The 26,809-nt window shown below is 70.6% G+C and carries 26 protein-coding genes; 10 read left to right on the top strand and 16 right to left on the bottom strand.

Features of this window, described 5'->3' with window-relative positions; all coding sequences use genetic code 11:
- Nucleotides 1-75: 75 nt before the first annotated feature.
- Nucleotides 76-1,926 (top strand): translation factor GTPase family protein, encoded by a 1,851-nt coding sequence (locus tag K1T34_RS23530; RefSeq protein ID WP_220246360.1) that lies wholly within the window; start codon nucleotides 76-78, stop codon nucleotides 1,924-1,926.
- Nucleotides 1,927-1,929: 3 nt separating this feature from the next.
- On the opposite strand, the gene K1T34_RS23525 is transcribed toward K1T34_RS23530, so the two are convergent.
- Nucleotides 1,930-2,754: a DUF1206 domain-containing protein gene (locus K1T34_RS23525; protein ID WP_220246359.1), complete on the bottom strand. Its 825-nt coding sequence runs from the start codon at nucleotides 2,752-2,754 to the stop codon at nucleotides 1,930-1,932.
- Nucleotides 2,755-2,854: 100 nt separating this feature from the next.
- The gene (locus K1T34_RS23520; protein ID WP_220246358.1) at nucleotides 2,855-3,280 is read right to left on the bottom strand and encodes a hypothetical protein; all 426 of its coding nucleotides are present in this window, start codon (nucleotides 3,278-3,280) and stop codon (nucleotides 2,855-2,857) included.
- Nucleotides 3,281-3,380: 100 nt separating this feature from the next.
- Here K1T34_RS23520 and K1T34_RS23515 point away from each other — a divergent pair, with 100 nt between their 5' ends.
- On the top strand, nucleotides 3,381-3,872 hold the full coding sequence (locus tag K1T34_RS23515) for a GNAT family N-acetyltransferase (RefSeq protein ID WP_220246357.1): 492 nt from the start codon (nucleotides 3,381-3,383) through the stop codon (nucleotides 3,870-3,872).
- Here K1T34_RS23515 and K1T34_RS23510 read toward each other — a convergent pair.
- The 3 genes from K1T34_RS23510 to K1T34_RS23500 all read right to left on the bottom strand — a co-directional run bounded on the left by K1T34_RS23510 (nucleotide 3,865) and on the right by K1T34_RS23500 (nucleotide 6,592).
- The gene (locus tag K1T34_RS23510) at nucleotides 3,865-4,749 is read right to left on the bottom strand and encodes a triacylglycerol lipase (protein WP_255638665.1); all 885 of its coding nucleotides are present in this window, start codon (nucleotides 4,747-4,749) and stop codon (nucleotides 3,865-3,867) included. The two genes, K1T34_RS23515 and K1T34_RS23510, sit on opposite strands and share 8 nt — an antisense overlap.
- 136 nt (nucleotides 4,750-4,885) lie before the next feature.
- Nucleotides 4,886-5,674, bottom strand: coding sequence for an alpha/beta fold hydrolase (locus tag K1T34_RS23505; protein WP_220246355.1), 789 nt, complete (start codon nucleotides 5,672-5,674; stop codon nucleotides 4,886-4,888).
- A gap of 123 nt (nucleotides 5,675-5,797) precedes the next feature.
- Entirely contained in the window at nucleotides 5,798-6,592 is a 795-nt protein-coding gene (locus K1T34_RS23500) for an alpha/beta fold hydrolase (protein WP_220246354.1), read from the bottom strand.
- A gap of 83 nt (nucleotides 6,593-6,675) precedes the next feature.
- Between K1T34_RS23500 and K1T34_RS23495 the strand changes: the two genes are divergently transcribed.
- The gene (locus K1T34_RS23495) at nucleotides 6,676-7,221 is read left to right on the top strand and encodes a QsdR family transcriptional regulator (RefSeq protein WP_220246353.1); all 546 of its coding nucleotides are present in this window, start codon (nucleotides 6,676-6,678) and stop codon (nucleotides 7,219-7,221) included.
- Nucleotides 7,222-7,239: 18 nt separating this feature from the next.
- Here the strand turns inward: K1T34_RS23495 and K1T34_RS23490 are convergent, their stop codons facing one another.
- Nucleotides 7,240-8,256, bottom strand: a complete 1,017-nt coding sequence (locus K1T34_RS23490; RefSeq protein WP_220246352.1) for an aldo/keto reductase — start codon at nucleotides 8,254-8,256, stop codon at nucleotides 7,240-7,242.
- Between the two features lie 104 nt (nucleotides 8,257-8,360).
- On the opposite strand from K1T34_RS23490, the gene K1T34_RS23485 reads away from it, so the two are divergent.
- Nucleotides 8,361-9,203 carry a helix-turn-helix domain-containing protein gene (locus K1T34_RS23485; RefSeq protein ID WP_220246351.1) on the top strand — a complete coding sequence of 281 codons (843 nt, stop codon included), beginning with the start codon at nucleotides 8,361-8,363 and terminating at the stop codon, nucleotides 9,201-9,203.
- On the opposite strand, the gene K1T34_RS23480 is transcribed toward K1T34_RS23485, so the two are convergent.
- Together K1T34_RS23480 and K1T34_RS23475 are read right to left on the bottom strand one after the other, a co-directional pair.
- Entirely contained in the window at nucleotides 9,200-9,889 is a 690-nt protein-coding gene (locus tag K1T34_RS23480; protein WP_220246350.1) for a hypothetical protein, read from the bottom strand. The two genes, K1T34_RS23485 and K1T34_RS23480, sit on opposite strands and share 4 nt — an antisense overlap.
- 46 nt (nucleotides 9,890-9,935) lie before the next feature.
- Nucleotides 9,936-10,295, bottom strand: a complete 360-nt coding sequence (locus K1T34_RS23475; protein WP_220246349.1) for a hypothetical protein — start codon at nucleotides 10,293-10,295, stop codon at nucleotides 9,936-9,938.
- A gap of 74 nt (nucleotides 10,296-10,369) precedes the next feature.
- Between K1T34_RS23475 and K1T34_RS23470 the strand changes: the two genes are divergently transcribed.
- The gene (locus K1T34_RS23470; protein WP_220246348.1) at nucleotides 10,370-11,044 is read left to right on the top strand and encodes a helix-turn-helix domain-containing protein; all 675 of its coding nucleotides are present in this window, start codon (nucleotides 10,370-10,372) and stop codon (nucleotides 11,042-11,044) included.
- A gap of 49 nt (nucleotides 11,045-11,093) precedes the next feature.
- On the opposite strand, the gene K1T34_RS23465 is transcribed toward K1T34_RS23470, so the two are convergent.
- Entirely contained in the window at nucleotides 11,094-12,251 is a 1,158-nt protein-coding gene (locus K1T34_RS23465) for an acyl-CoA dehydrogenase family protein (protein ID WP_370643774.1), read from the bottom strand.
- 114 nt (nucleotides 12,252-12,365) lie between these two features.
- Between K1T34_RS23465 and K1T34_RS23460 the strand changes: the two genes are divergently transcribed.
- Nucleotides 12,366-14,030, top strand: a complete 1,665-nt coding sequence (locus tag K1T34_RS23460; RefSeq protein ID WP_220246346.1) for a class I adenylate-forming enzyme family protein — start codon at nucleotides 12,366-12,368, stop codon at nucleotides 14,028-14,030.
- Between the two features lies 1 nt (nucleotide 14,031).
- Here K1T34_RS23460 and purE read toward each other — a convergent pair whose 3' ends face one another.
- The 7 genes from purE to K1T34_RS23425 all read right to left on the bottom strand — a co-directional run bounded on the left by purE (nucleotide 14,032) and on the right by K1T34_RS23425 (nucleotide 22,156).
- A complete protein-coding gene (gene purE / locus K1T34_RS23455) occupies nucleotides 14,032-14,529 on the bottom strand; it encodes a 5-(carboxyamino)imidazole ribonucleotide mutase (protein ID WP_220246345.1) in 498 nt (165 codons plus the stop codon).
- Nucleotides 14,530-14,548: 19 nt separating this feature from the next.
- Nucleotides 14,549-15,733: a 5-(carboxyamino)imidazole ribonucleotide synthase gene (locus tag K1T34_RS23450; RefSeq protein WP_220246344.1), complete on the bottom strand. Its 1,185-nt coding sequence runs from the start codon at nucleotides 15,731-15,733 to the stop codon at nucleotides 14,549-14,551.
- 50 nt (nucleotides 15,734-15,783) lie between these two features.
- Entirely contained in the window at nucleotides 15,784-16,929 is a 1,146-nt protein-coding gene (locus K1T34_RS23445) for an NAD(P)/FAD-dependent oxidoreductase (RefSeq protein ID WP_220246343.1), read from the bottom strand.
- A 103-nt stretch (nucleotides 16,930-17,032) separates the two neighbouring features.
- Nucleotides 17,033-18,643, bottom strand: a complete 1,611-nt coding sequence (locus tag K1T34_RS53455) for a LuxR C-terminal-related transcriptional regulator (RefSeq protein WP_255638664.1) — start codon at nucleotides 18,641-18,643, stop codon at nucleotides 17,033-17,035.
- Between the two features lie 59 nt (nucleotides 18,644-18,702).
- Complete coding sequence (locus K1T34_RS23435; protein WP_220246342.1) at nucleotides 18,703-19,866, bottom strand: glycosyltransferase 87 family protein; 1,164 nt, start codon at nucleotides 19,864-19,866, stop codon at nucleotides 18,703-18,705.
- Nucleotides 19,841-21,253, bottom strand: a complete 1,413-nt coding sequence (locus K1T34_RS23430) for a glycosyltransferase 87 family protein (RefSeq protein ID WP_220246341.1) — start codon at nucleotides 21,251-21,253, stop codon at nucleotides 19,841-19,843. Before K1T34_RS23430 ends, K1T34_RS23435 begins: the two co-directional genes overlap by 26 nt.
- A 60-nt stretch (nucleotides 21,254-21,313) precedes the next feature.
- A complete protein-coding gene (locus K1T34_RS23425; RefSeq protein WP_220246340.1) occupies nucleotides 21,314-22,156 on the bottom strand; it encodes a GGDEF domain-containing protein in 843 nt (280 codons plus the stop codon).
- 266 nt (nucleotides 22,157-22,422) lie between these two features.
- Between K1T34_RS23425 and K1T34_RS23420 the strand changes: the two genes are divergently transcribed.
- The 4 genes from K1T34_RS23420 (at nucleotide 22,423) to K1T34_RS23405 (ending at nucleotide 26,805) form a co-directional block, all read left to right on the top strand.
- Complete coding sequence (locus K1T34_RS23420) at nucleotides 22,423-24,675, top strand: sigma-70 family RNA polymerase sigma factor (RefSeq protein WP_220246339.1); 2,253 nt, start codon at nucleotides 22,423-22,425, stop codon at nucleotides 24,673-24,675.
- A gap of 10 nt (nucleotides 24,676-24,685) precedes the next feature.
- Nucleotides 24,686-25,189 (top strand): GtrA family protein, encoded by a 504-nt coding sequence (locus K1T34_RS23415; RefSeq protein ID WP_220246338.1) that lies wholly within the window; start codon nucleotides 24,686-24,688, stop codon nucleotides 25,187-25,189.
- Between the two features lie 37 nt (nucleotides 25,190-25,226).
- A complete protein-coding gene (locus K1T34_RS23410; protein ID WP_220246337.1) occupies nucleotides 25,227-25,751 on the top strand; it encodes a GtrA family protein in 525 nt (174 codons plus the stop codon).
- Nucleotides 25,752-25,971: 220 nt separating this feature from the next.
- Complete coding sequence (locus K1T34_RS23405; protein WP_220246336.1) at nucleotides 25,972-26,805, top strand: NAD(P)H-binding protein; 834 nt, start codon at nucleotides 25,972-25,974, stop codon at nucleotides 26,803-26,805.
- The last annotated feature ends 4 nt before the right edge of the window (nucleotides 26,806-26,809 follow it).

Below are 26,809 nucleotides of genomic sequence, written 5' to 3'. Positions count from 1 at the left end.
AGACCCCGATGCGCCGACAGTCCGACCGACCCCAGTTCGGCCTGTCCATCGCATCGATGAGGACCTCACCCGTTCATGAAAACCCTCACCCTTGGCATCCTCGCGCACGTCGACGCCGGTAAAACCAGCCTGACCGAGCGCCTGCTCTTCGAGACCGGCGTGATCGGCCACCTCGGCAGCGTCGACTCCGGCGACACCCAGACCGACTCCCTGGAGCTCGAACGCCGCCGCGGAATCACCATCAAATCGGCTGTGGTCGCCGTGACCACGGGCGAGCACCGGCTCACGCTCGTGGACACCCCCGGCCACTCCGACTTCATCGCGGAGGTCGAACGCGCGCTCGGTGTGCTCGACGGCGCCGTGCTCGTGGTGTCCGCAGCCGACGGGGTGCAGGCGCAGACCCGCGTGCTCATGCGGACCCTCACGCGCCTCGGCATCCCCGTGCTCGTGTTCGTGAACAAGATCGACCGCGTGGGCGCGCAGGAAACCGCCCTGCTCGACGCCCTGCGCACGCGGCTTTCCCCGCGTTGCGTCGCGCTCGACACCGTGACCGGACTCGGGACACCGCAGGCGAAACCCGTGCCGCTGCCACCCGGCGACGAGCTGGCCGAGGCGCTGGCGGACGACGACGAGTTCTTGGCGTCCTACGTGGAGGGACGTGATCCGGACTATCACGCGGCCCTGGTCCGCCAGGTCGCGCGCGGAGCCGTGCACCCGGTGGTGTTCGGCTCGGCGATCACCGGCTCGGGCGTGGCCGCGCTCGTCTCGCGCGTGCGGGAGCTCTTCCCTGCAAGGGAACGCACCGAGGCCGGCGAGCTGGCCGCCACCGTGTTCAAGATCGAACGCGGGCGCGCCGGGGAGAAGATCGCGTACGTCCGGGTGCGGTCGGGTTCACTGAGCCCGCGCACGCCATTTCCCTTCCACCGCCGCGAAACCGACGGCACGGTCACCGAGCTGACCGGCCGCGCGTCCGCCGTGCGGGTCTACGAACACGGCGCCATCCCGGTCGACGGCACGGCGTGCACCGGCGACGTCGCCCGCGTGTGGGGCCTCAAGGACGTGCGGATCGGCGACCACCTGGGTCTCGCCGGAACCCTGGCCGAGCCCGGATTTTTCGCCCCGCCCAGCCTGGAGACGGTGGTGCGGCCCGTCGACCCGGACGACGCCGTGGCCCTGTACTCGGCGCTGGAACGACTGTCCGAACAGGACCCGTTGATCAGCGTCCGCCGCCACGAACACGAAGTCTCCGTGCGGCTCTACGGCGAAGTCCAGAAAGAGGTGATCCGCTCGACGCTGGCCGAGGACTTCGGCCTGGCCGCGGAGTTCGAGGAGTCCCGCATCCTGCTCGTCGAACGCCTCTGCCGTGCGGGCCACGCCGTGGGCCACCGCGCGCCTGATGAACGCGTGTACTTCTGGGCCACCGTCGGCCTGCGCGTGGAACCCGGCCCGCCCGCCTCTGGCGTCGCATACCGGCGGGGAGTGCACCTCGGCTCACTGCCGCTGGCATTCCACAAGGCCATCGAGGAGACCGTGCACGAGCAGCTGCGCCACCGCCCGCGCCCGGTGATCGACTGCGTGGTGACCTTGACCGACGCCGCGTTCTTCCCGCCGCTCACCACGGCCGGCGACTTCCGGGGCATGACCGCGCTCGTGCTTGCCGAAGCCCTGCGCGCAGCCGTCACCCGCGTGCACGAACCCGTGCACAGCTTCGAAGTCGAGGCCCCGGCGAACGCGGTGAGCGGCGTGCTCCGCAAGCTCGTGGAGCTGCGCGCGGTGCCCGACGAGCCCACGGTCACGGCCACCGGCTGCACCGTCACCGGCACGATCCCGGCCGCGTCCCTGCACGAGTTCGAGCAGGCGTTGCCCACGCTGACGCAGGGCGAGGGGGTGTTCTTCAGTGAGTTCGCCGAATACCGGCCGCGCTGAGCTTCACCGCCGGTGCGCCCACGAGGCCCCGAAACAGTACGCGCCGAACGCCGCGAGTCCTAATGCGACGATCGTGAGCAGCACCGTGCCGAACGGCTGGCCTGCCAACGTCCGCAGCGCCGCGTCGAGGCCACCGGCCGCCCGCGCGTCCGACCGCAGACCGGCGTACCCCAGCAGGACGGCGATCACGGCGAAAACCACGCCTTTCGCCAGGTAACCGCCGGTGCCGAGGCGGGCCACCCAGCGCCGGGTGGCCCGCGGCAGTTCGAAGGTGTCGAGATCCTCCATAAACGACCTCCGCACGCCCTTCACGCCGGCCGCGACGGCCACCGCGGCCACGCAACAAGCCGCCACCACGACGATCGCCGGTCCGGCCGGCAACGAGAGGAGTTTCGCCGTGGCCTCCTGCTGACGCTGGTTGCCCGCGGCCGAACCGGCGCCCACGGCGATCCGGATCGCGCTGTAGCCCAGCGCGAACACCACGATCGCGCGCCCGGCCGCGCCGAGGCGTTTGCGCACCCGTTCGCCGCCGGACACCCACTCGTAGCCGGTCGCGGCCATGAGCACCTGCCACGACCCGAACGCGAGCAGCCCGATCGCGAGCACCCACAGCACCACGAGGCCGAAGGAGTTCGAGCCGATCTCCTGCAGCGCACCGTTCTGGTCCGCAGGTGCGCCGCTCCCACCGCCGAACGCGATGCGCAGCGCGAGGTAGGCGACGATCAGGTGCACCACCCCGTAACAGGCTATGCCGGCGCGGCCGAGTGCTTGCGCGGTCGTGCTGCGGCGGGTGTTGCCGATCGGGATTCTCGTTCTGACTGCGTTCATCCGGGCACCTCCGTGGCCGGAGTGCCCGGGTTTCACCCGCCTGACACGAAAACCGGGGCCGATTGGGCCATTCAGCGCAATTGGACTGTCCCGAATGGACTCAGGCCGGGCGGCGGCGCACCGAGTCGAGCGCGGCCCAGCCGCCGTGGGTGGCCAGGAGTGTCAGCACCTGCTCGGCGTGCGCGGCGAAGCGCTGCAGATCTTCGTGGAGCTTGGGCGCGCGGTCGGAGTCCAGTGGCGCGAAATCGTCCCACCACAGCCCGATCACGGCGCTCGCGCACAGCGCCAGCGACTGGATGACGTGCACGAACTCCTCCGACGGGTCGGCGGAAGTCTCGCGGTACACGGTCTCGATGTCGTCGCACGCGCCGAGCAGTTCGCGCAGCTGGTTGACCGCGTCGGCGGGAGTGCCGTCCCACGCGGCCGTGGGCCAGGCGCGGTCGCTCAGCTCGAGCCACAGGCGCCAGCCGGCGACCAGCTCGGCGTCGTCGCTCGGCTTCCAGGTGTCAGGGACCGGCCAGAACATGTCGACGACTGTGACACTCGGCCGCAGGCCTGCACAACCGGAATGGCACAACGGGACGAAAAGAGTTCGCGTTTGTACCTAATTCTGGAATCCTCGTTACGTGCTGATCCGCGACGCGACGAGCCGAGACTGGCCCGCCATCTGGCCGTTCCTGCACGACATCGCCGCCGCCGGCGAGACCTACGCCCTGCCCCGCGACCTGGGCGAACAGGCCGCGCGCGACCTCTGGCTGATGTCCCCGCCCGGCCGCACCGTTGTCGCTGGGAACGATTCCGACGCCATTCTCGGCTCGGCGAAGATGGGGCCGAACCGCGAAGGACCAGGCTCGCACATCGCGACCGCGAGCTTTATGGTCGCGCCCGCTTCCGCCGGTCGAGGCGTCGGCCGCGCGCTCGGCACACACATGCTGGAGTGGGCGCGCGCCGAGGGCTACCGTGGGGTGCAGTTCAACGCCGTGGTCGAAACCAACACCCGCGCGGTCGCCCTGTGGGAATCACTCGGCTTCACCGTGATCGGCACGGTGCCCGGGGCTTTCCACCACCCGGTGCGCGGGTACGTGGGGCTGCACGTGATGTACCAGTCGCTCAGCTGATCACCGGGGGCACGAACACGCACCTCGGGGTCTGCGCGTGCGCCGGGTCGAGCGCGTTGAGCACCTCGCGCTCGGCGATCGGGTCGTACGGAATGCCCAGGTGGTCGGTGAAGTCGGCCGAGCAGACGTCCTGCAGCACGATGTTCTTGACGTTCGAAGCCGGCTTGAGGAACGCGTTGGTGTAGGGCGTGACCACGTCGTCGTACTTGGTCTGAATCACGGTGTAGTCGATGCCGGGCACCGTGTCGCCGCCGGCGTTGAGGTCGGTCAGGAACGCCGAACCGGTGGACTGCTCGTTGCACGACGCGCACGCGAGGCCCACGAGATCGCGCACCGGCGGGATGGCCTGCAGCGTGCTGAGCAGGCCGAACAAGCTCGTGCCGTAGTTCGACGGCGACAGGCCGATGAGCTTGCCGATCTTCGAGGCGCCGCCGAGGTACTTGATCCAGTAACGCGGGTTCATGCCGCCCTGGGAGTGCCCGACGACGTCCAGCTTCGCGGCCCCGGTGGCCGCGAGGACCTTGTCCCCGAACGCCGCGAGCTGCGCGGCCGTGCCCGCGACCGGGCCGACGGTCTGCAAGAAGCTGCCCGGCGAGCCGCCGAAGTTTCCGGCGAACACGCAGTAACCGTGGTCGGCGAGCACCTTCGAGAGGTTGGCCCAGTTCTCGTATGCGTTGGCCGTGGTGCCGTTGGACACCAGCACCGGATTGGGGTGTTCGGCCGACGGCTTGCAGTTCCAGTCGTTGGCGCCGGGCGGGGCGATCGTCGGCTGCACCACGGAGTACAGCGCGGCCGAGATGATGTTCGGCTGGACCGGACCGGTCGGCTCCTTCACCGCCGCGTCCGCGGTGCCGGTACTCAGGGCGACTGCTCCCACTGCCGCCACGAGAACCACTACCCGACGCCCGAACGCGCGCACACCCATCCGCTCCACCTCTCTGTGAACCGATGGTGACCCCAGTCACCTGATCAGTTAACGCGTTGCGAGAGGAACGGAAACTCCTCCGAGTGGGTTACTTGCCCGCAGCGTGGGCTTCGAGGAATTTCTTCAGGTGCGGGTACACGTCCGACGCGTGGGTGAGGCTGAGGAAGTGCGCGCCGCTCACGATCGTGACCAGCGGTTCGGCGTTGGGCAGCGCGGCCACGAGCGACTCGGCGCGGGCCATCGGGTACTCGTTGTCGCCGCTGCCGTGCAGCACGAGCACCGGCAGCTGGATCTCGCCCGCGCGTTCGAGCACGCTGTCGCGGCTGACGAGCGTCTCCATGATCCGCTGGAACTTCTCCCCCGGGACCTCGAGCCACTTCGTTTTCCACGCGGACGCTTCGTAGTCGCCGAGGCAGAAGACGGCAACGCCATCGACCAGTGGCTCCGGCCCGGCTTCGAGCCAGGCGGCGATCAGGTGCCGGTAGACCGTGGCGGTGCCTTCGGCTTCCTTCTCGGCGGACGTGCCGAGCACGGCCATCGCGGTCACGCGCTCGGGCTGGAGCAAAGCCATGCGCAGGGCGATGAACCCGCCCTGGCTCGTGCCGATCACGGCGGCCCGCTCGATGCCGAGGTGGTCCAGCACGCCGAAGGCGTCGCGGGCGACGTCCCAGTAGTCGAAGTCCGCGTCGGCCGGAGTGCCGCCGTGGCCGCGTTCGTCGATCGCGATGAGCCGGTATTCCGCGCCGAAGGACTGGACCTGTGGCTCCCACATGTCGATGTCCATCAGGAAGCTGTGCAGCAGCAGGACAGCGGGGCCATCACCGCCGTAGTCGACGAAATGCACCTGCTGCCCACCGTTGACAGTCACCGTCGCCATCCGACACCTCCGCCTTGGGGATCAGCATGGCACATGTCTCACATGCGCCCGGATCGGGCAACAGGCAGGGAAATCCTCACCCGAATGCCCGCCGGTGCCGCGGTTTCGCCGGTGCCGCGCGGGTCAGTCCACGGCGGCGTGCGCGGCGAGGAAACCCTTGAGGTGCGGGTTGACGTCGGCGGCGTGGGTGAGGCTGAGGAAGTGCGCGCCGTCCGCGATCGTGACCAGCGGCTTCGCGTTCGGCAGGCCGTTGACGAGCTCTTCCGCCTTCTCGACGGGGTAGGCGCGATCGGCTGTGCCGTGCAGGACCAGCACCGGGGTCTGGATCTCGCCGAGGCGGTCGAGGAGGCTGTCGCGGCCGGCGAGGACGCCGATCAGCAGGCCGGCTTGCTCGCCCTGGTAGTGCTCGCGCCACTTGGCCTTCCACGCCGCGGCGTCGAAGCTGTCGCCGAAGCAGATGGCGGCGACGCCGTCGATCACGCCGTCGGGGCCGTTCTGCGCCCACACGTCGCCGAGCTGCCGGTAGACGGCGGCGACCTCGTCGGGCTCGGCGGCGGCCGACGTGCCGAGCACGGCCAGCGCGGTCACACGCTCGGGCTGGAGCAAAGCCATGCGCAGGCCGACGAACCCGCCCTGGCTGGTGCCGATCACGGCGGCGCGGTCGAAGCCGAGGTGGTCGAGCACCGCGAGCGCGTCGCGGGCGACGTCCCAGTAGTCGAACGGCCCGTCGGCCGGGGTCTCGCCGTGGCCGCGCTCGTCGATCGCGATCAGCCGGTGGTCGCCGCGCAACGCCTCGACCTGCGGGAGCCACATGTCGACGTCCATCAGGAAGCTGTGCAGCAGCACGACGGCCGGGCCGTCGCCACCGTGGTCGACGTAGTGGACCTGTTGCCCACCGTTCACGGTCACCGTGGCCACACCGCACCTCCGCATTGAGACAGACAGACGTTTTGTCTCACGTTCAGGGTGTTTTGGCAAGCGGAGTCGGCCATACTGCGCGGATGGCCGGCCCTCCCTCCACCGACGACGTCGTCCGCGCGGCGACCGAGGCGTACCTGCGCGGCCGGACGATCGACATGTCGGCACTCGCGGCCGAGCTCGGCTTGAGCCGCGCGACGCTGTACCGCCGCGTCGGCAACCACGAGCAGCTGCTCGGGCGCGTGCTAGCCGACAGCACCGAACGCACCTACCTCGCGATCGAGGCCGGCGTGACCGGTCCCCCGGGCCTCGCGCGGACGCTGGTGGTAGTCGAGCGGTTCATGCGCACCGTCGTCACGCTCGCGCCGCTGAATGACCTCGCCCGGCGCGACCCCGTGCTGTTCGCGAAGGTGATCATGTCACCCGGCGAGGTCGAGTCCCGGGCGGCCCGCCTGTTCACCGAGCTGCTCGACCGCAACGGCCTGCGCTTCGACGCGCCGACGGCGGCCGTCGCGCAGGCCGTGATCCGCATCGGCGACTCGTTCATGTACTCCCAGCTCCTCGGGGGCGAGCCGCGGCTCGACGACGCCGTACAGGTCATCGGGCTGCTGCTCGCCACCGCGAAGTGACCTTCCGCGGCTCGGTGATCAGCGCCGGCGCAGGCGCTTGTCGAGGATCGCCGGCGTGGGGTTGATGTAGAAGTCGCCCGAGTGCACGTCGACCCCCGGCGGCACGATCTCGTCGATGCGGTCGAGCACGTCGTCGCTCAGCTCCACGTCTGCGCCGGCCAGCAAGTCGGTGAGGTGCTCGGGCCGGCGCGGGCCGATCAGCACCGACGTGACGGCCGGATGGGCGCGCACGAACGCGATCGCCAGGTGCGGCACGGAGATCCCCGTGTCGGCGGCGAGCTTGGTCAGCTCCGCGACGGCGTCGGCCTTCGCCTGGACGCCCGGCCGCGAGAGGTCGAACATCTGCGCGCCGCGGCCGGCGTTGCGGTGCCCGGCCGTCGGGTCGGCGCGGCCGGAGAGCCAGCCGGAGTTGAGCGGGCCGAAGGTGAGCACGCCCATGCCGTAGCGCTGCGCGGTCGGCAACACACGCTGCTCGATGCCACGCGTGAGGATCGAGTACGGCGGCTGCTCGGTGCGGAAGCGCTGGTGGCCACGGCGTTCGGCCGTCCACTGCGCTTCCACGGTCTCCTCCGGCGAGAAGAACGAGCTGCCGATCGCCCGCACCTTGCCCTCCCGCACGAGGTCCGACAGCGCGCCGAGCGTCTCGTCGATGTCGGTGTCCGGGTCGGGCCGGTGCAGTTGGTACAGGTCCACGTAGTCGGTGCCGAGGCGGCGCAGGCTGTTCTCCAGCGCCCGCTTGACCCAGCGCGGTGAGCCGCCGCGCTGGTTCGGGTCCTCACCCATGGGGAGGCCGAACTTGGTCGCCAGCACCACGCCCTCGCGCCGACCCGCGAGCGCCTTGCCGACGATCTCCTCCGACTCCCCGGTCGAGTAGACGTCGGCCGTGTCGAGGAAGTTGATGCCGGCGTCGATCGCCGCGTGGATCATGCGGACCGACTCGTCGTGGTCGGTGTTGCCCATGGCGCCGAACATCATCGTGCCGAGCGCGTACTCGCTCACGGATATGCCGGTGCCGCCGAGAATGCGTCGTTTCATGGTTCCCACGCAACCACCCTTCGCACCCGAGGTGAGAGGACTCCCTCTACCGGGGGTCCAGCAGACCCCCTCTCGAGGCGGACATCGGCCTTACGCTGGGTCGCATGAGCGAGCAACTCCGGGACTTCCTGCGCTCGCGCCGAGCGAAGATCACCCCCGCCGACGCGGGCCTCACCCCGCACCCCGGCCCCCGGCGCGTGCCCGGCCTCCGCCGCGAGGAGGTCGCGCAACTCGCGGGCGTGAGCGTGGACTACTACGTCCGCCTCGAACGCGGCCGCAACCTCAACGTCTCCAAGTCCGTCCTCGACGCCATCTCCCGAGCCCTGCAGCTCAACGACCTCGAGCGCACCCACCTGTTCACCCTCGCCAAGCCCACGCGCTCACGGCCGCGGCCCCTGCCGCCCCAGCGCGTCCGCCCGGGCCTGCAGCTCGTGCTCGACAGCCTCCACCACGTGCCGGCCATCGTGCTCGGCCGCCGCATGGACGTGCTCGCCGCCAACCGCCTCGCCAACGCCCTCTACTCCGACTTCGGCGCCCTCCCTCCTCGCTCCCGCAACATGGCCCGGCTCATCTTTCTCGACGACACCGTCCGCGGCCTCTACACCGACTGGGAAGGCGCCGCCCGCGGCGTCGTCGCCACCCTCCACCTGTATGCGGGCCGCTACCCCCACGACCCGGCGCTCGCGGAGCTCATCGGCGAACTCTCCCTTGGCGACCAGGACTTCCGCCGCTGGTGGGCCGACCACGACGTCTTCGAACGCACCCACGGCGTCAAGCACTACCACCACCCGCTCGTCGGCGAGCTGACGCTGGGCTACGAAGCCATGACCCCCGTCGACGACCCCGAACAAACCCTCGGCATCACGACCGTCGAGCCGGGCTCCCCTTCCGAGGAACGCCTGCGCCTCCTGGCGAGCTGGACCTCACCGGCCACAGTGGACGGTTAGCTTTCGCTCGAGTGTTCGTCCTTGAACCCCTCCTCTCCCAGTGCTGTGACAAGACGCGCCCGCAACGCCTCCCGCACCTCGGCGTCATCGGGATCGAGCACCTGACCCCGCTCCCGCAACGCCCTCTCCACTTCCGCCAGCAACCGGACGGCCCCCGCGGCGTCTCCATCCCTCTCCGCCAGCACGGCACTCGCGAGTTCGCCGTACGGCACCAGGTCACCGACGCCGTGCTCCCTCGCGTACCGCCGAACTCCCTCGAACAACTCCCGAGCCCGCCCGGCGGCGCCGGACTCCAGCTCGACGTACCCGAGGTTCATCTGCTCCCAGACCACGAGATCAGCCAGCCCCACCTCCTCCCGCAACGCGATGCTCCGCGCGAACAACTCCCGCGCTTCCGCCAGCTCGCCCCTCATCCGCGCGACGGCCGCCAGCACATGCACCGGCCCCCGCTCCAACGCCGAGTCACCGCTCCGGCGCGCGACCTCGAGCGCCTCCATGGCCAACTCCCAGCACCCGGACAAGTCCCCACCCCGCACGGCAACCCTGGCCAACATGCACAGCGCATCAACCTCGCCGGCAGCGTCGCCCTCGGCCTTCGCCCGCCCGAGCTCCGCGCGACTCAACCGCTCGACAGCGTCGGTCTCCCCTCGCCGAAACGCAGCGAACGCCTGTTCCGCAAACGACATCCCACTCCCTTCCGACCCAGCGACCGACGCACCGAACGCTCCCTCGTCACGCCGCTTCCCGCAACGGCACCTCGATCAACTCCGCCGCAGCAACCAGCTGCGCGGCAAGCTCGCGCGCCCCGGCCCCGTCGACCTCGACATCGGCCCAGCAGTCCCGGTTCTCGACGTGCACCAGCACCGTCTGCCGCTCGGTGGTCTCGGTCCGCCAGGCCGTCGCGGAGACGATCGGCGGCTCGGCGATGTCGGACACCATCCCGCGCACGTCCGGCGCACCTGCATCACACGCTTGCCGCTCCTCGTCCTGGTACCGGCACCACTCCGCGTGCCGATACGGCCGAGCCGCCCATCCCCTACCGACCAGGTCTTCGTCATCACCATTCCTCACCCAGTGCTCCTCGTGCAGCACGGTGCTCCATCAGCACCGCCCGTCACCCAGAGTGCCTCAAACGGTGCTGCACGTCAAGCACTACACTGCTCCTCGTGCAGGATCACCCGGAACCACCGCGCGAAGCTCCCGGCGACGCCATCGGCGCCCAAGCCGAGCGCACCTTCGCCCTGAACATGCGCGCGCTACGAGAAGAGCTGGGCGTGTCCCAAGCGGGCCTCGCGAAGAAGCTGGAACGGGTAGGAATCCAACTCGACAGCACAGCCATCACCCGCATCGAAAAACACGCCGACGGCACCACCGGGCGGACAATTCGCCTCAGCGAAGCCGTCGCCATCGCGAAGGTGCTCAACACTTCGCTCGCGAACATGGTCCTGCCCGCGCGCTCGAGCCTGTTCGAACAACTGTCCCACGCGGCAGAAGAACTGGAATCCGCAACCGACGCCGCCGACACAGCCAATCGCCACCGCGACGACGCCGAGGAAAAAGTCCGCACGCTGCAAAGCCGCTTCGTCGAACGCGAAGTCCCCAGCCTGCAAGAGATCCTGCGCTACACCGCGCGAGACCTGCACCGCCTGGCCGGCACCTGGAGCGAGCAGCGGGATTCGTTCAAACAGCAGCGGATCAACCTGGCGAAGAACGCCGACGCGACCGATCCCGAAACCGAGTCAAGGCTGCTGCAACTGGAGGAAAAAGAACTGATCTGCCTCGACGTCCTCTACCGCATCGAAGACGCCGCCAAGATCCGCGCCGGGTGGCGACGGCAATAAAAAAAGCCCGCGCACCCGGAAAAGGTGCGCGGGCCGAACAACAAGAGCCTCAGCCCTTGAGCAGAGCCCGGGCCATCACCATGCGCTGGATCTGGTTCGTGCCTTCGTAGATCTGCGTGATCTTCGCGTCGCGCATCATGCGCTCGACCGGGAAGTCGCGGGTGTAGCCGGCGCCGCCGAAGAGCTGGACGGCATCGGTGGTCACGGACATCGCGATGTCGGACGCGTAGGCCTTCGCGGCCGACGCCATGAAGCCCGCGCGCTTGTCGCCGCGCTCGGAGGCGGCGGCGGAGGCGTAGACGAGGTGGCGGGCGGCCTCGATCTTCGTACCCATGTCGGCGATCATGAACTGCACGCCCTGGAAATCGCCGATCGCCTTGCCGAACTGCTTGCGGTCCTTGACGTACGCGATCGCGGCGTCCAGAGCACCCTGGGCGATGCCCAGCGCCTGCGCGCCGATGGTCGGGCGCGTGTGGTCGAGCGTCTTCAGCGCGGTCTTGAGGCCCGTGCCCGGCTCGCCGATGATGCGCTCGGCCGGGATCGTGCAGTTCTCGAAGTAGATCTCGCGCGTCGGCGAACCCTTGATGCCGAGCTTGCGCTCCTTCGGCCCCACGGAGAAGCCCGGGTCGTCCTTGTGCACGACGAACGCGGAAATGCCGTTGGACTTCTTCTCCGCGTCCGGATCGGTCACGACCATCACCGTGTACCACGAAGATTCACCCGCGTTGGTGATCCACGCCTTGGTGCCGTTGAGCACCCAGTGATCACCGTCGAGCTTCGCCCGTGCGCGCATCGACGCGGTGTCCGAGCCGGCTTCGCGCTCCGACAGCGCGTACGACGCCATCGCCTCGCCCCGCGCAATCGAGGGCAGCACGATCTTCTTCAGCTCTTCCGAGGCCGACAGGATGATCGGCTGCGTGCCGAGCTTGTTCACCGCCGGGATCAGCGACGCCGACGCGTCGACCCGCGCGACCTCCTCGATCACGATGCAGGCGCCCACGGCGTCGGCACCCTGGCCGTCGTACTCCTCGCCGATGTGCACGGCGTTGAAGCCCGACTTGGTCAGCGCCTCCAGCGCCTCGGTCGGGAACCGCTCGTTCTCGTCGACCTCGGCCGCGTACGGCGCGATCTCCTTCTCGGCGAGAGCCCGGACCGCGGCCCGCAGCTCCTCGTGCTCCTCGGCAAGCTGGTACAGGCCCTCGGCCACTTCCGTCACCTTCTCTGCAGCAATGGGGAGAGTTCTGTCGATGTTAGCGCTCGTTCACGCCGGGCGCTCCGCTCGTTCTTGTGTCCTTGGCCGCACTCTTCGTAAGGTCGGGTGATGGCCATCACCGCGTCGACGCCGCCGCCCGGATTGCCCGCTTCCCTCACTTACCCCGATGTTCCGGTGGGTTCGATACTCGCCGGTGCCGCCGCCCGCTTCGGTGATCGCACCGCGTTCGCGATGGGCGACGACAGCCTCACCTTCACCGAAACGTACGCAGGCGCGTGCAAGTTCGCCAACGCGCTGCTCGCCCGCGGCATCGGCCACGGCGACGTGGTCGCGATCCACCTGCCCAACTGCCTCGCCTATCCCGTCGCCTACTACGGCACCCTGCTCGCCGGCGCCACCTTCAGCCCGACGAACCCGCTGCTCCCGCCCGACGACCTGGCCTTCCAGCTCACCGACTGCGAGGCCGCCGCGGTGGTCACGTTCGGGCCGGTCGCGGGCACCGTCGCGGCCGTCGCGGACCGGATCCCGGCGCGGCTGACGATCGTGGTCGCGCCGAGTGCGCCGGCTTGGTCCGACGCCGTCGTCGAGTTCAAGCAGTTCTTCGCCGAAGCGCCGGCCACCCGGCCCGACGTGGCCATCGACGTCCACCACGACCTCGCCCACCTCGCCTACACCGGCGGCACGACCGGCCGGTCGAAGGGCGTGGAGCTCACGCACCGCAACATCGTGGCGAACACGCTGCAGAGCGCGTGCTGGAGCAGCGGCTCCATCCCGGCGCTGGATACCCACGGTGACGTGATCCTCGACCAGATCGGCAGCGCGGACGAGTGGGTCGGACGCCTCGGCACCGGCGTCGCGATCAACCTGACGCCCTGGTTCCACGCGATGGGCGTAATCGCCGGCCTCAACGCCGCGCTGCTCAGCGGTTCCCAGACCGTGCTGCACGCGCGCTTCGACCCGGCCGCGTACGTCTCCGACGCCGAACGCCTGCGCGTCACGTCCCTCGGCGGCGCGCCCGCATTGTTCGCCGCGCTGCTGGCGACGCCCGCGTTCCACACGGCCGACCTGTCGTCCGTGCGCAGCATCGGCTCCGGCGCGGCGCCGATGAACCACGAGATGATCCGCGCGCTCCACGAGCGCTTCCCCGGCATCGTGATCGCCGAGGGCTACGGCCTCACCGAGATGACGATGGGCGCGGTGATCTCGCCGTCGAACCGCTCAGGCGTGCGCAAGGTGGGCTCCGTCGGCGGGCCGATCTTCGACACGGAGGTGAAGATCGTCGGCCTCGACGAGGACCCGCTGCCCGCCGGCGTTGAGGGCGAAGTCTGCCTGCGCGGGCCACAGATGATGCGCGGCTACCGCAACCGGCCGGACGAAACGGCCGCGGCGCTCGTTGACGGCTGGCTGCACACGGGCGACATCGGCGTGCTCGACGAGGACGGCTATCTATCCATTGTGGACCGCAAGAAGGACATGCTGTTGTACAAGGGATACAACGTCTTCCCGCGCGAGCTGGAGGAGCTGCTCATCGCACTGCCGGGCGTCGCGACAGCCGCCGTGGTCGGCCGCCCGCAGGCCGACGTCGGCGAGCTGCCCGTCGCGTTCGTCGTGGGGCAGCCGGATGCGGACCTGAACGCCGAAGGGCTGATCGCCGCCGTGAACGAGAAGGTGGTGCCGTACAAGCGGATCCGGGAGCTGTACTTCGTCGACGAGATCCCGGTGTCGGCGGCGGGGAAGGTGCTGAAGCGGGAGCTTCGGAAGCAGCTGCCCTGACCTACTGGCCGGCCTTCTCCCGCAGCGCCGCGTCCTTCTCCAGCACCAGCGCCTCCAGGCTCGACTGGAATTCCGCCAGCTTCGACTGCAGCTGCAGGTCCGAAGCCGCCAGGATGCGCACGGCGAGGAGGCCGGCGTTGCGCGCGCCGCCGACGGAGACTGTGGCGACGGGGATGCCGGCGGGCATCTGGACGATGGAGAGCAGCGAGTCGAGGCCGTCGAGGTACTTCAGCGGGACCGGCACGCCGATGACGGGCAGCACGGTGGCGGAGGCGACCATGCCGGGCAGGTGGGCGGCACCGCCGGCGCCGGCGATGATGGCGCGCAGGCCGCGGGAGGCGGCGGACGTGGCGTAGTCCAGCATGCGCTGCGGGGTGCGGTGGGCGGAGTAGACGCCGACCTCGTACTCCACGCCGAACTCCGCCAGGGCCTGGCCGGCGGCCTCCATGACGGGCCAGTCGGAGTCGCTGCCCATGATCACGCCCACCTGCGGCGCCATATGTGTTCCCTTCAGTGGATCAGTGGATCTCGTAGCCGTCGAGCCAGACGGCGTGGGACAGCCAGTGGGCCGACAGCAGCGCGCGGTTGCGCAGGTCGTCCATGTCGTCGCCGACGAAGTTGACGTGGCCGAGCTTGCGGCCGGGGCGGTCCTGCTTGCCGTAGAGGTGGATCTTCACGTCGGGGTAGCGCGCGAACAGGTGGTGCACGCGCTCGTCCGGGCTCATCTGCGGCGTGACGTCGGCACCGAGCACGTTGGCCATCACGCACGCGGGCGCGACGAGGTCGGTGCGGCCCAGCGGGTAGTCGAGCACGCCGCGCAGGTGCTGCTCGAACTGCGACGTGCGAGCGCCGTCCATCGTCCAGTGGCCGGAGTTGTGGGGGCGCATGGCCAGCTCGTTCACGAGCAGGCCCTTCTCCGTCTCGAACAGCTCGACGGCCAGCAGCCCCGTGACGTCCAGCATCGACGCGATGCGCAACGCGAGGTCCTGCGCTTCGTGCACGCGCTCCTCGGACAAGCCGGGCGCGGGGGCGAGGACCTCGGTGTTGATGCCGCCGGTCTGCACCGTCTCGACCACCGGGTACGCGGCTCCCTGGCCGAACGGCGAGCGGGCGACCAGCGCCGCCAGCTCGCGCTTCATCTCGACCTTCTCCTCGACCAGCAGCGCCGTGCTCGCGTCGAGCAGGCGCGGCACCACCTCGCGCGCGTGCCGCGCCGTGTCGAGCATCCAGACGCCGCGCCCGTCGTAGCCGCCGCGAGCGGCCTTGAGGACCACCGGCCAACGGTGCGCCGCGCCGAAGCTGATCACGTCGTCCACAGTGGACACCTCGGCGAACGCGGGGCCGGGCACCTCCATGCCGGCCATCATCTCGCGCATCACGAGCTTGTTCTGCGCGAACCCGAGCGCCGATGGCGCCGGCCGCACCACGACGCCCTCCATCACGAGCGTCAGCAGGTGCTCACCCGGCACGTGCTCGTGGTCGAACGTGAGCACATCGACACCCTGCGCGAACTTCCGCAGCGCCTCGAGGTCCGTGTGGTGCCCGATGACGACATCGGACGCCACGAGCGCGGCCGAATCGTCCGCACTCGCCGACAGGACCCTCAACGACTGACCTAGGGAGATCGCCGCCTGGTGCGTCATGCGGGCCAGCTGCCCGCCACCCACCATGCCCACCACGGGAAGACCGGTTCGTTTGTCCATAGCGCCGCTCAGGTTACTTGGCGAGACCTGGCGGAGCTGCGGGTACCGGCTCAGTGAGCCGCGCCACCCGCACCCGCGGCCAGCCGCGCGCGTCCGTTCCGCTCCCCGGCCGCCGCCTTGGTGCGCGCGGTCAAGTGCTTCACGACGTACTCGGCATCGCGGCCGGCGCCACCGACGAGCATCGACGAGAACGCCCACTGGAACGACAGCCCCACGAAGTACAGGCCCGGTGCCGTGGTCGCCACGCCGCGCTCCTCACGCGGCCAGCCGGAGTCGTCCGTGACGGGTGGGTCGATCCAGGAGAAGTCCTGGCGGAACCCGGTGCACCACACGATATTGGCGACGTCGAGCGCTCGGCCGTCGCCGAGGACGGGCGCACCACCGCGGACGCCGGTCGTGCGGTCGGCGACGAGCTCGACGCCCTCGCGGGTCAGATCGGCGCGCTTCACCCGGATCAACGGTCCGCCGTGCGCCCGGATCTCGGACCGCATTGCACGGCCGAGCGGCGTCCGCAGGGTCATCACGTGTTTGGCCGCGAAGAACAGCACCGGGAAGATGACCCGGGCCGGGCGCCGGTTGATGTCGAACGGGAACTCACCGCGGATCGGCCCGCTGAGCACCGTCGGATGACCCGCCCGAGCGGCCTCGTACGCGATGTCGCCGCCCGAGTGCGAAGCGCCGACGACCAGCACCGGCCCGGGCTTCAGCTGCGCCGGGTTGTGGTACTCGCTGGAGTGCAGCTGCCGGATCCCGGGGTCGAGCCCCCCGGCGAACTCCGGGACCCGCGGCGCACGGCCGAAGGTACCTGTCGCGACCACCACGTTGTCGCAGGTGAACGTCGTGGTCCCGGTGGTCACCTCGTAACCGGCCTCGGTTCGCCTCACGCTCTCCACGCGCTGCCCACCCCTCACGGGCAGCGAGAACCGGCGAGCGTAGGTCTCGAGGTAGTCCGCCATCTCGTCCTTGGTCGGGTAGTGCATCGGCGGACCCGGGTAGGCCATGCCGGGCAGCCCTGCCGCCAGGGCCGGGGTGAACAACCGCAGCGTGTCCCAGTGGCAGCGCCAGTTGTCCCCGATCCGGTCGTTGCCGTCGAGGACCACGAAGTCGCGCCCCCGCCGCGCGAGGTAGTGGCCGGCTGACAGGCCCGCTTGCCCCGCCCCGATGATCACGGTCTCGGTGCGCTCGTGCTCGTTCATCAGTGACACCTCCTGACCAGCACGTTAGGAGCCGCCCGCGCGGCCGGCATCGAACAGCCGTACCACTTCGGTCCGGGGCGGGATGGTCCGTCCGTACCACTGCTCAGATGAGGTGGTGCTGCACCGCGTGGGTGGCCGCGGCGGCGCGCGAGGGCACGCCGAGCTTGGCGAACACGTTCTGCAGATGCCGGCGCACGGTGTGTTCGCTGATCACCAGCCGCGCCGCGATCTGCCGGTTCGACAGCCCCTCGGCCACCAGCGCCAGCACCTGCAGTTCCCGCTCGGTCAGCGAGGTGGGCGGCGTCGGCAGAATCGGCGGAACGCTCGTGCCGGCGCCGAGCCGGTGCAGGACCTCGCGCGCGGTGGCGAAGTCCACCTCGGCCGCGTCGTCATCACCCGTCAGCTGCCGGGCCCGGCCGATGAGCAGGCGCGAGCGGGCTCCGTCGTACGGCGCGTCCAGCTCGGCCCACCCCTCGCACGCGGTGCGCAGCTCGGCCAGCGCGGCCGACGGATCGCCCTCCGCCAGCAGGACCGAGCCCCGCGCGTGCGCGGCCGTCGCCCGCAGCAGCGGCATCCCGATCTCGGCGGCGATCGCCGTCAGCTCGTCGGCCGCGCCGCGGGCGGCACCCGGTTCTCCGGCGGCCAGCACGATCTCCACCTGCGCCGCGAGCATCCGGGCGCGCACGAGGTGGTCGTCCGCCGCCTCGGCCACGGCGTGGCCGATCGCCGAGACAGCCGCTGCCGTCCGGCCCTGGGCCAGGCGCAGCAACGCGCAGCCGGGCTGGGTGGGATGGCCGTACTCGCCGGCTTTCCGGTAACCGTCGTCGGCCGCGGTGAGCTCGCCGCGCAGCCGCCGCAGCTCGGCCTCCTGGTACAGCGCCATGCCGAGCGCCGGCTGACGGCGCAGGCCGGAGAGCCGCTCACCGGCGCGGCGGGCCTCCACCAGGGCTTCCGGCCACGCGCCGAGCGCCTGCAGCACCTGCGAACGGTGCACCAGGCACTGGCCGCGGAACAGCACCAGGTCCGGCTGCGCCGCGCACCACGCGCTCAGCGACGCCGTCCACTCCTGCGCCCGGATGACGTCGAAAACCTCGTGGCAGCCTTCGATCGCGCTGCAGTAGACCACTCCGGCGGGGATCGGCGACACCTCGCCCGAGGTCACCGAGACCATCGCCTCGTCGAGCAGGGCCAGTCCTTCGGCGGTGCGGTGCAGCTTGATCAGGGCCCGGCCCTGCGCGTGCCGGCCCAGCGCCAGCAGGTCCGTGTCGCCGAAGCGGGAAGCGATCTGCACAGCGGCGGTGAACGCGTCGTGCGCGCCCCGGGTGTCACCGCCCTGGATGCGCTGCAGGCCGACCGGGACGAGGAGGTAACCCCGCTCGACGCAGTCCAGGCCGTGCTCGTCGAGCAGCCGCCGCGCCCGCGCCAGCCAGCCGTTCGCACGAGCCGGCTCACCCCGCAGCAGCAGTGGCAGGGCCAGGAAAAACGCGCATCGGGCAGCCTCGGCCGGCCCACCATCCCGCACGTACTCGAGATACGCGCGCTCCCGTGATTCGAAACTTTCGTCGTCGTGCCCGAGCAGATATGCCGCCGTCGAAAGGCGCACGAGATCTTCCGCGGTGAGCGACGCACGGCCTCCGGTGAGCCGTGTGTACACCTCCCGCCACGCCTGTCCGGCGAAGGCCCGCTCGGCCGTCTCGCCGTTCACCACCGCCATGCACCTCCCGGCAGTCGTTCCACTGTACGACGCGGATTCGACGCTGGGGAGCGGCGATGCTATTTCGCCAGCCTCGCCACGGGAGAGCTCAGCCGGAGCTCGCGCACCGCCAGGCCGACGATCGTGCAGGCCGCCGCGACGACGTAGGCGTTGCCGAGGATCGACCAGCCCAGGCCCCACGTGAACTCGACGTCGGCGCCGTTCGGGACGAGCATGACGACTTCCGAGGCGAACAGGGCGGTGGCCGCGAGGGCCCACCAGCGGCGACCCGTGGTGACGAGCAGGGCGATCAACGGCACGGCCCACACCCAGTGGTGCGACCAGGAAACGGGCGAAAGCAGCAGTCCGTAAAACGCCGTCACCAGCAGGGCGGCCTTCGGTTCGCCCCTGCGGTGCAGCCGGATCACGAGCCACACGGCGGGCACGGCGAGGACCGCGCCGACGGCGACGGCCACCGTGAGCGACCACGGGGCGAGGGCGGAGGCGCGGTTGACGAGGCCGTTGAGCGACTGGTTGAAGATCCACGTGACCGAGCCGACGCGGCTGGGGTCGGTGGCGGACTTCGTCCAGAAGAACCACGCGTCGTGCGGGATGACGGCGAACATGACGGCCTCGAGGCCGACGAAGGTGGCCAGTGCGCGCAGGCCGTCTTTCCAGCGGCCGGTGAAGAACAGGTGCGGCACGAAGATCAGGGGCGTCAGCTTGATGGCCGCGGCGACGCCGACCAGCATGCCCGCCCGGCGTGAGCCGCGCAGCGAAAGCACCAGGACGTCGACGACCACGAACGCCATCAGGATCAGGTTGATCTGGCCCAGGAACAGCGTTTTCCACACCGGTTCCAGCGCCAGGGCCAACGCGGTGCCGCCGAGGAGCCACCAGCGCGAGGGGCGCGCGACGACCGCGATCACCACGGTCAGTGACACCACCGACAACACCGTCACCACGCCCCACACCAGCCCGGCCGGCACGAGGGCGAGCGGGAGGAACAGCGCGGCCGCGGCGGGGGTGTAGGTGAACGGCAGCCGGACCCAGTCGGGCAGGGTCGTGAGATCGCCGGTGGTGTAGAGCGGCTCGCCTTTGAGCAGGGTCAGCGCGCCGCCGCGGTAGACGGCGCTGTCGGCGCCGAGGTGCCGGTGGGTGAGCCAGACGGCGGCTCCGAGGACGAGTGCGAGGAACGGCAGCGCCAGCAGGCGCGGGTCAGTGAGCCGGCGTGGCGTCGGCACGGTCCGCGGCCTCCCCTGAGCCCGAACCCGATCCAGAACCGGAATCCGGCCCCGAATCCGGGCCTGGGCCCGAACCGCGATTACGCGCCCGCCGCTGCAGCCCCCACCGCAGGATCAAGGCAACCCCCAGCACCACCGGCATCAGGATGTACGCGTCACCGAGGACGTTCTGCCACACCTTCCAGTGCAGCTCGACGTTGCGGCCGTTCGGCAGGATCAGCAGCACGCAGCTGACGAACACGAACGCCACCAGCCCCGTGCCCAGCCAGCGTTTCCACGCCGTGGCGGGCGTCGTCTTCGGCAGGCGCGACACGAGCAGCACGATCAGCGGCGCCACCCACACCCAGTGGTGCGACCACGAGATCGGCGACATCAGCAGCGTCCAGAACGCCGTGACGAGCAGTGCGGCCAGCGCCTGGCCCTTGCGGTGGAAGCGGATCAGCAGCCACAGCGCCGGGATCGCCAGCAGCAGCCCGATGCCCATCGCCGCCTTCGACGCCCACGGCGCGAGGTCGGTGGCGCGGTTCATCAGCGCGTTGAGCGACTGGTTGCCAGCCCAGTGCACGGGCCCGATGCGGCCGGTGTCGGGCAGCGTCGCGGTCCAGTAGCGCCACGCGTCGTGGGAGTTGATCAGGAACATCAGGCCCTGCAGCACCACGAACGTCGCCAGCCCGCGCAATGCGTCCTTGCGGCGGCCGGTGATGAACAAATGGCCAAGGAACACCAGCGGCGTGAGCTTGATCGCCGCCGCGACGCCCACCAGCACGCCGCCCCACCGGCTGCCGCGCGCGCCGAGCACGAGCATGTCCAGCAGGATCATGGCCATCAGGATCAGGTTGATCTGACCCAGGAAGATCGTGCGCCACACCGGTTCCAGGCCGAGGAAGACCACGAAGAACACGATCGTCGACCGCGCGGGCGAGGCCCACCACCGCGGCCCGTCCTCCTCCGGCCTCGGCAGCGCGCCGATCGAGATCCGCACGGACAGCGCGAGCGCGCCCAGCGAGACGGCCGTCAGGAACCCCCACGCCACCTGCGTCGGCACGAGCGCCAGCGGCACGAAGAACAACGCGGCCGTCGGCGGGTACGTGAACGGCAGCAGCGCCCACCACGGTTCGGTGGACAGGGTGTTGGTGTCGTAGAGCGAGTCTCCGTGCAGCAGCGTGAGCGCGCCGCCGCGGTAGACCGCGCTGTCGACCCCCAGCCCCCACTCGTGCGTCCAGCCCCAGATCCCGACACCGATCGCGACCAGCGGGATCACCGACAAGATCAGGATCGACCGCGGCCGCATCGACAGTCTGGCGAGTGACTTGCGCAGGGCCAGACGAGGCTGGGCAGCGCTCGCCGGAACTTCGCCGTCGACGGCGGAGGGTACGGTCCTGGTCACCACACCAGGAAATCATGAACGCGCCGGAGCAGGCCCGATGGGTCGGGCCGGGGCCGAGCGTCAGCCCCGGGCGAGGTCCGCCAGCAAGTCGCACGCACGGTCGTGCGAAGCAGGCAGGCGGACCGCCGAGACGCGCGGCCGGTTGACCTCCCGAAGCTGCGCGTCGACCGACAGCCGGTCGTTCAGGGCCCGGCGCAAAGCCACTCCCCGCGAAGCCAGCCGGCCGTCCCGGCGGCACAGCACCGCGACCACCGACGGCCCCAACGTCGCGTGGCTCTCGCCGGTGTCGAAGACCGCGCGCATCGCGTCGGCCACCAAGATCATCCCCGTCAGCCGGGGCCAGCCGGACACCGCGGTCAGGTCCATCGCCACCACCAGCAGCACGTGCTCGTCGGCCGCACTCGCCCGGTAGACCTCCGCCAGCCGCGTCCGCAGGTACGCGGCAGAAGGCAACCCGGTCAACGGATCGGTCACCTCGGTGTGCACGAGCTGATCCGTCGCCACGTCCGCCCACGCCAGCGCGGTCACGCGCAGTAACCGCGCCGGTGTCGCGTCGACGTCCGGTGAGACAAAGCCGTCGACCGCGTCCGGGTCGGCGAGCACCGCGTGCAGCGCGGCCAGGTCGGACAGCGTCTCCGCGAGGTTCGCGCCCGCGGCGGCCCGGGCTCGACCGAGGCCGGCCAGCGCCGTCTCCGCGCCCGTCGCGCCGTGGCGGACCACGGCGGCGCACACGGCGTCCACTTCGGGCAGTGCCCAGTCGCTCGGGAAGCGCCACCCCGCGGCGAGACTGGCGGTGCGCCATCTGGCCCGCAGCGCGCGCAGGTTCCGATCCCGGTCGAACCGGGCGCGGGACTCCTGCTCGCCGGCGGGACCGGACAGTGCCCCGGTCGCCGGTACATCCACTGGCCACCGCTCCTTCCCGGTCGATGTCGATCTTGTCCTGCTCCACTCAGGGGACGTGACACCGCCGTCCGCGTGACGGCGTTCCGGGGTCTTTTTCGCAGGACGGGCGCAGCGACACACCCCAGACCCGGGTGAACTTGTTGCGCCGACGGAGTCAACACACCGACCACGAGGTGACGCGTATCGCCGCGTCCGTCACACTTGTGCTCGCGTTACAGAGGTAGATCGTGGCTGGCCAGGCCGCGTGCGCCAGATGAAGGAGCCTCGTGTCCACCGTTCCCGCCGATCTGTCCGGTAAGAGCGACACCGAGCTGATCGCCGAGGTCCGCTCAGGGAACATCGCCAGCTACGGGCCCCTTTACGAACGCCACAGCCGCGCCGCCCACAACCTCGCCCGCCAGCTCGCGCGTTCGAGCTCCGAGGCCGACGACCTGGTGTCCGAAGCCTTCTCGAAGGTCCTCGAGACGCTGCGCGGCGGCAAAGGTCCGGACACCGCGTTCCGCGCCTACCTCCTCACCGCCCTGCGCCACACCGCGTACGACAAGACCCGCCGCGACCGCCGCGTCGACCTCAACGAGGACATGAGCGACGTCGGCGGGGCCATCGGCGAGGCGCTCACCGTGCCGTTTTCCGACACCGCCGTGGCCGGGCTCGAGCGCACGCTGGCAGCGAAAGCGTTCGCGCGGCTGCCGGAACGCTGGCAGGCCGTGCTCTGGCACACCGAGATCGAGCAGCAGAGCCCGGCCGAGGTCGCGCCGCTGCTGGGCCTGACCGCGAACGGCGTGTCCGCGCTCGCCTACCGCGCCCGCGAGGGTCTGCGCCAGGCGTACCTGCAAGTCCACCTGCAGGAAACCGCCGCCGAACGCTGCCACGCCACGGCCGAGCGGCTCGGCGCGTGGACGCGCGACGGGCTGTCCAAACGCGAACGCTCCCAAGTGGAGAACCACCTCGACGAGTGCGAGGACTGCCGCGGACTGGCGGCCGAACTGGCCGACGTGAACGGCGGCCTGCGCGCGATCATCGCTCCGATCGTGCTGGGCGGCGCCGCGCTGGGTTACCTCGCGACGATCGGCGCCGCCAAGGCGAGCGCGGCCACGGCGGGTGCCGCCGTGGGTGCCGGCGCCGCCGCGGCGGGTGGTGCCAAGGCCGGTGCCGCAGCCGCCGCTTCCGCGCCCCGCCAGTTCGCGGGCGTCGCGGCTTCGGGCGCCGCCATCGTGGCGACGGTGGCGGTCGCGCTGGCCGCGGCCGGCTCGCCGCAGGAGATCCCCGTGGCCGCGCAAGTCCCGCCGCCTGCCGCCGCGCCCGCGGTGCCGCCGGCCAAGCCCGCGCCTCCCGCGCCCCCGGCCCCGCCCGCACCGCCGCAGGCGCCGCCGCCCGCGGTCCCCGCGCCCCCGCCCGTCCAGCCGCCTGCCGCGCCGCCCGCGGCACCGCCGCCCCCGGCGACACCCGCGGCGGCGAAGATGTCGGCAACCACTCCTTCCGGTGATCTCGAACTCCAGCCCGGCGCCGGACCGGTGAACCTGCCGATCACAGTCCGCAACGACGGTGGCAGCCCGTCCGACCCCGTGCAGGTCGCGTTGAACCTGCCGCCCGGGGTGTCCGCCGTGCCAGCGGGTGGCGGTGGCGGTGCCGTGAGCGGCTTCTCGCGCCAGGCCGAAACGCCGGCGACGACCCAGCTGAGCGTCGACTGCCCCGGCGGCACCGGCACCGTGACGTGCAAAACGGGCTCCGGCCTGCAGCCCGGCCAGACGGCCGTGCTCACGTTCCGTCTGCAGGCCGACGACTCCGCGCAGGGCGGCACCGTCACGGGTTCGGTCACGGCGGGCGCGACGATCAAGGTCGCCGTGAGCGTGAAGGTCACCGTGAAGTCCCCGCCCGACCTGCTCGCGCTGCAGGCCGACACCGACGGGCTCTCGGCGTTCCCGTGGACGCGCAACCCGCTCGTCTACGTCCGCGTCCGCAACACCGGTGACACCACGAAGCCGGTCACGGTCACGTTCGACCACGCGCTGTACCAGTCGTGGAGCCTCAGCGGCTTCCCGTGCCACTCCACGGACACGGGCGCCACGTGCACCACGCGCGGTGCGCTCGCACCCGGCCAGCACGTGAACCTGTGGGTGCGGCTCAAGGGCCGCCCGGCGCACAACGCGGCCGTGACCGTGAACGCGACACTCGGCAAGGCGGCGCAGCAGGCCAAGGTGTCGTTCGGCTGCTGGCTCGAGATCTGCGACGTGCCGTACCCGACGACCGGAGTCCCGCCGACGCCGTCTACTTCCTCGACGACGACCCCGGAGACCTCCGAATCGTCCAGCTCGTCGAAGAAGCCGCCGCACCGGAAGCCGACGCCGTCGAGCACCCCTCCGGCGAAGCCGACGGACCCGGTCACCACCACCCCGCCGAGCACGCCGTCGACCACCACGAGCGCGCCCCCGACCCCGGGAAGCGGCAACTCCGGCAAACCCGGCGAGACCCCGCCGTCGATCGAGCCCCGCGGCTTTTTCGACTGGCTGAGGGGGTAGCGTCGCCCAGGTGCGAGGGTTCCTGGCGAAGCACCGCGAACTGCTGCGGTTCGCCGTGGTCGGCGGGATCAGCTTCCTGATCACCACGGCGATCACCTACGTCCTGAAGTTCACCGTGCTCCGGCAAAACCCGGTCACGGCGCTCATCATCGGCGTGCTGATCGCCACGATCTTCTCCTACGTCGCCAACCGCGAGTGGTCGTTCCGCACGCGCGGCGGCCGCGAGCGCACGCACGAGGCCGCGCTGTTCTTCCTCATCAGCGGCATCGCGCTGGGGCTCAACGCGTTGCCGCAGTGGATCTCGCGCTACGTGCTCGACCTGCAGCAGCCGCACCTCACGCTGCTCGGGCAGGAAGTCGCCGACTTCGTGAGCGGCATGATCATCGGCACGCTGCTGGGCACGCTGTTCCGCTGGTGGGCGTTCAAGAAGTGGGTGTTCCCCACGGAGGGTGCCCGCCTGCGTGCGATCAGGTCATCGGACGATGCGGACATTCCCGGCAGGAAGGCCGCCTGAGACCCGCGGTGACCTCGGGTTCTCTAAACTGGGCGGCGTGACCGTTGTCGAGACCGTGCTGGCCCGCACGCCGGAGCCACTGCGCTCGGTGCTCATCAAGCACCGGGAGATGCTGAAGTTCGCGATCGTCGGCGGGACGACTTTCGTGGTCGACAACGGCGTCTGGTACCTGCTCAAGCTCAGCGTCCTCGAGTCGAAGCCGACGACCGCGAAGGCCATCGCCATCATCGTGGCCACGATCGTGTCGTACGTGCTCAACCGCGAGTGGTCCTTCCGCACCCGCGGCGGCCGCGAGCGGACCCACGAGGCCGCGTTGTTCTTCGTAATCAGTGGCGTGGCGGTGGTGGTGAACCTGATCCCGCTGTACGCCTCGCGGTACGTGCTGCACCTCGAAGAGCCGTTCGTGTCGAGGTTCATGCAGGAGTTCGCCGACTTCGCGAGCGGCTCGATCATCGGCATGCTGCTGGCGATGGTGTTCAGGTACTGGGGCTTCAAGAAGTGGGTCTTCCCGGCCGAGCTGGGCGAACGCCGGCGCGAGCAGGTCACGCGGCTGCCGCGGTAAATTGGTTGCTCGTCGACATGCACTTGTCTAACGTCATGTTTGTTGTTGTTGCTTCTTGAGACGCCGCCCGGAGTCGACCGGGCCGGTGGGACGAATCCGAGGTGGTCGCCGAGCGCGAAGAGGACCGCACCCGTTCACGGGTGACGGTTGGAACCTTTTCCCGTCTCGTGCCCTCGCATGCCCTCGTGCGGTTTTCGTTCTGTCTCAAGGAGTTCTTTTCGTGATCCTCGTTCTCGGCGCCACCGGCAAGGTCGGCCGCGCCCTCGTTCCCGCTCTGCTGGACGCCGGTGCCTCAGTCCGCGCCCTCACGCGCGACCCGGGCCGCGCCCGCATCGACCCCCGTGCCGAAGTGGTGCGCGGCAACCTCGACGACGTCGGTTCCGTGCCACTGGACGGCGTCTCCCGGGTGTTCGTGTTGACCTCCGGCCACGGTGGCGACTCGGCTGCGCAGGAGACCGCGCTCGCCGGCGCCGCCGCCCGGGCCGGCGTCACCCACCTCGTGAAGCTGTCCACCACCGGCGTCCACTTCGGACAGACGGACCCGATCACCCTCGCGCACGCCCGTGCGGAGCAGGCGATCCGCGAAGCCGGTCCGGCGTGGACGATCCTGCGCCCCGGCGCGTTCATGGACAACCGCCGATTCTGGCTCCACTCCGCCCGCACGGACGGCGCCGTGTACGTCCCCGAAGGCGACCCCGCGTCGGCCCTGGTGCACGTCCGCGACGTCGCGGCCGTCGCCACGCTCGTGCTCACCACCCCCGGCCACGAGGGCGCCACCTACGAGCTCACCGGCGGCGAAGCCCTCACACCCGCCCAGCAGGTCGCCATCCTCGCCGACGCGCTCGGCCGGCCGGTCCGCTATGTCGAAGAGCCTGAACCCGCCGCCCGCGCGCGCATGCTCGCCCTGGGCTGGCCGGCCCAGGCGATCGACGGCGCGTTCGAGCTCAAGCGCCAGTCGGCCGGCCGGGAGGACGTCGTGTTCGACACGGTGGAACGGCTGCTGGGCCGCAAGCCGCTGACGTTCGCCGACTGGGCCAGGGAAGTCGCCGGATGACCAA

Origin of the sequence: Amycolatopsis sp. DSM 110486, from assembly GCF_019468465.1 — a bacterium.
Lineage (GTDB): Bacteria > Actinomycetota > Actinomycetes > Mycobacteriales > Pseudonocardiaceae > Amycolatopsis.
This window is presented reverse-complemented; position numbering and strand designations above follow the sequence as displayed.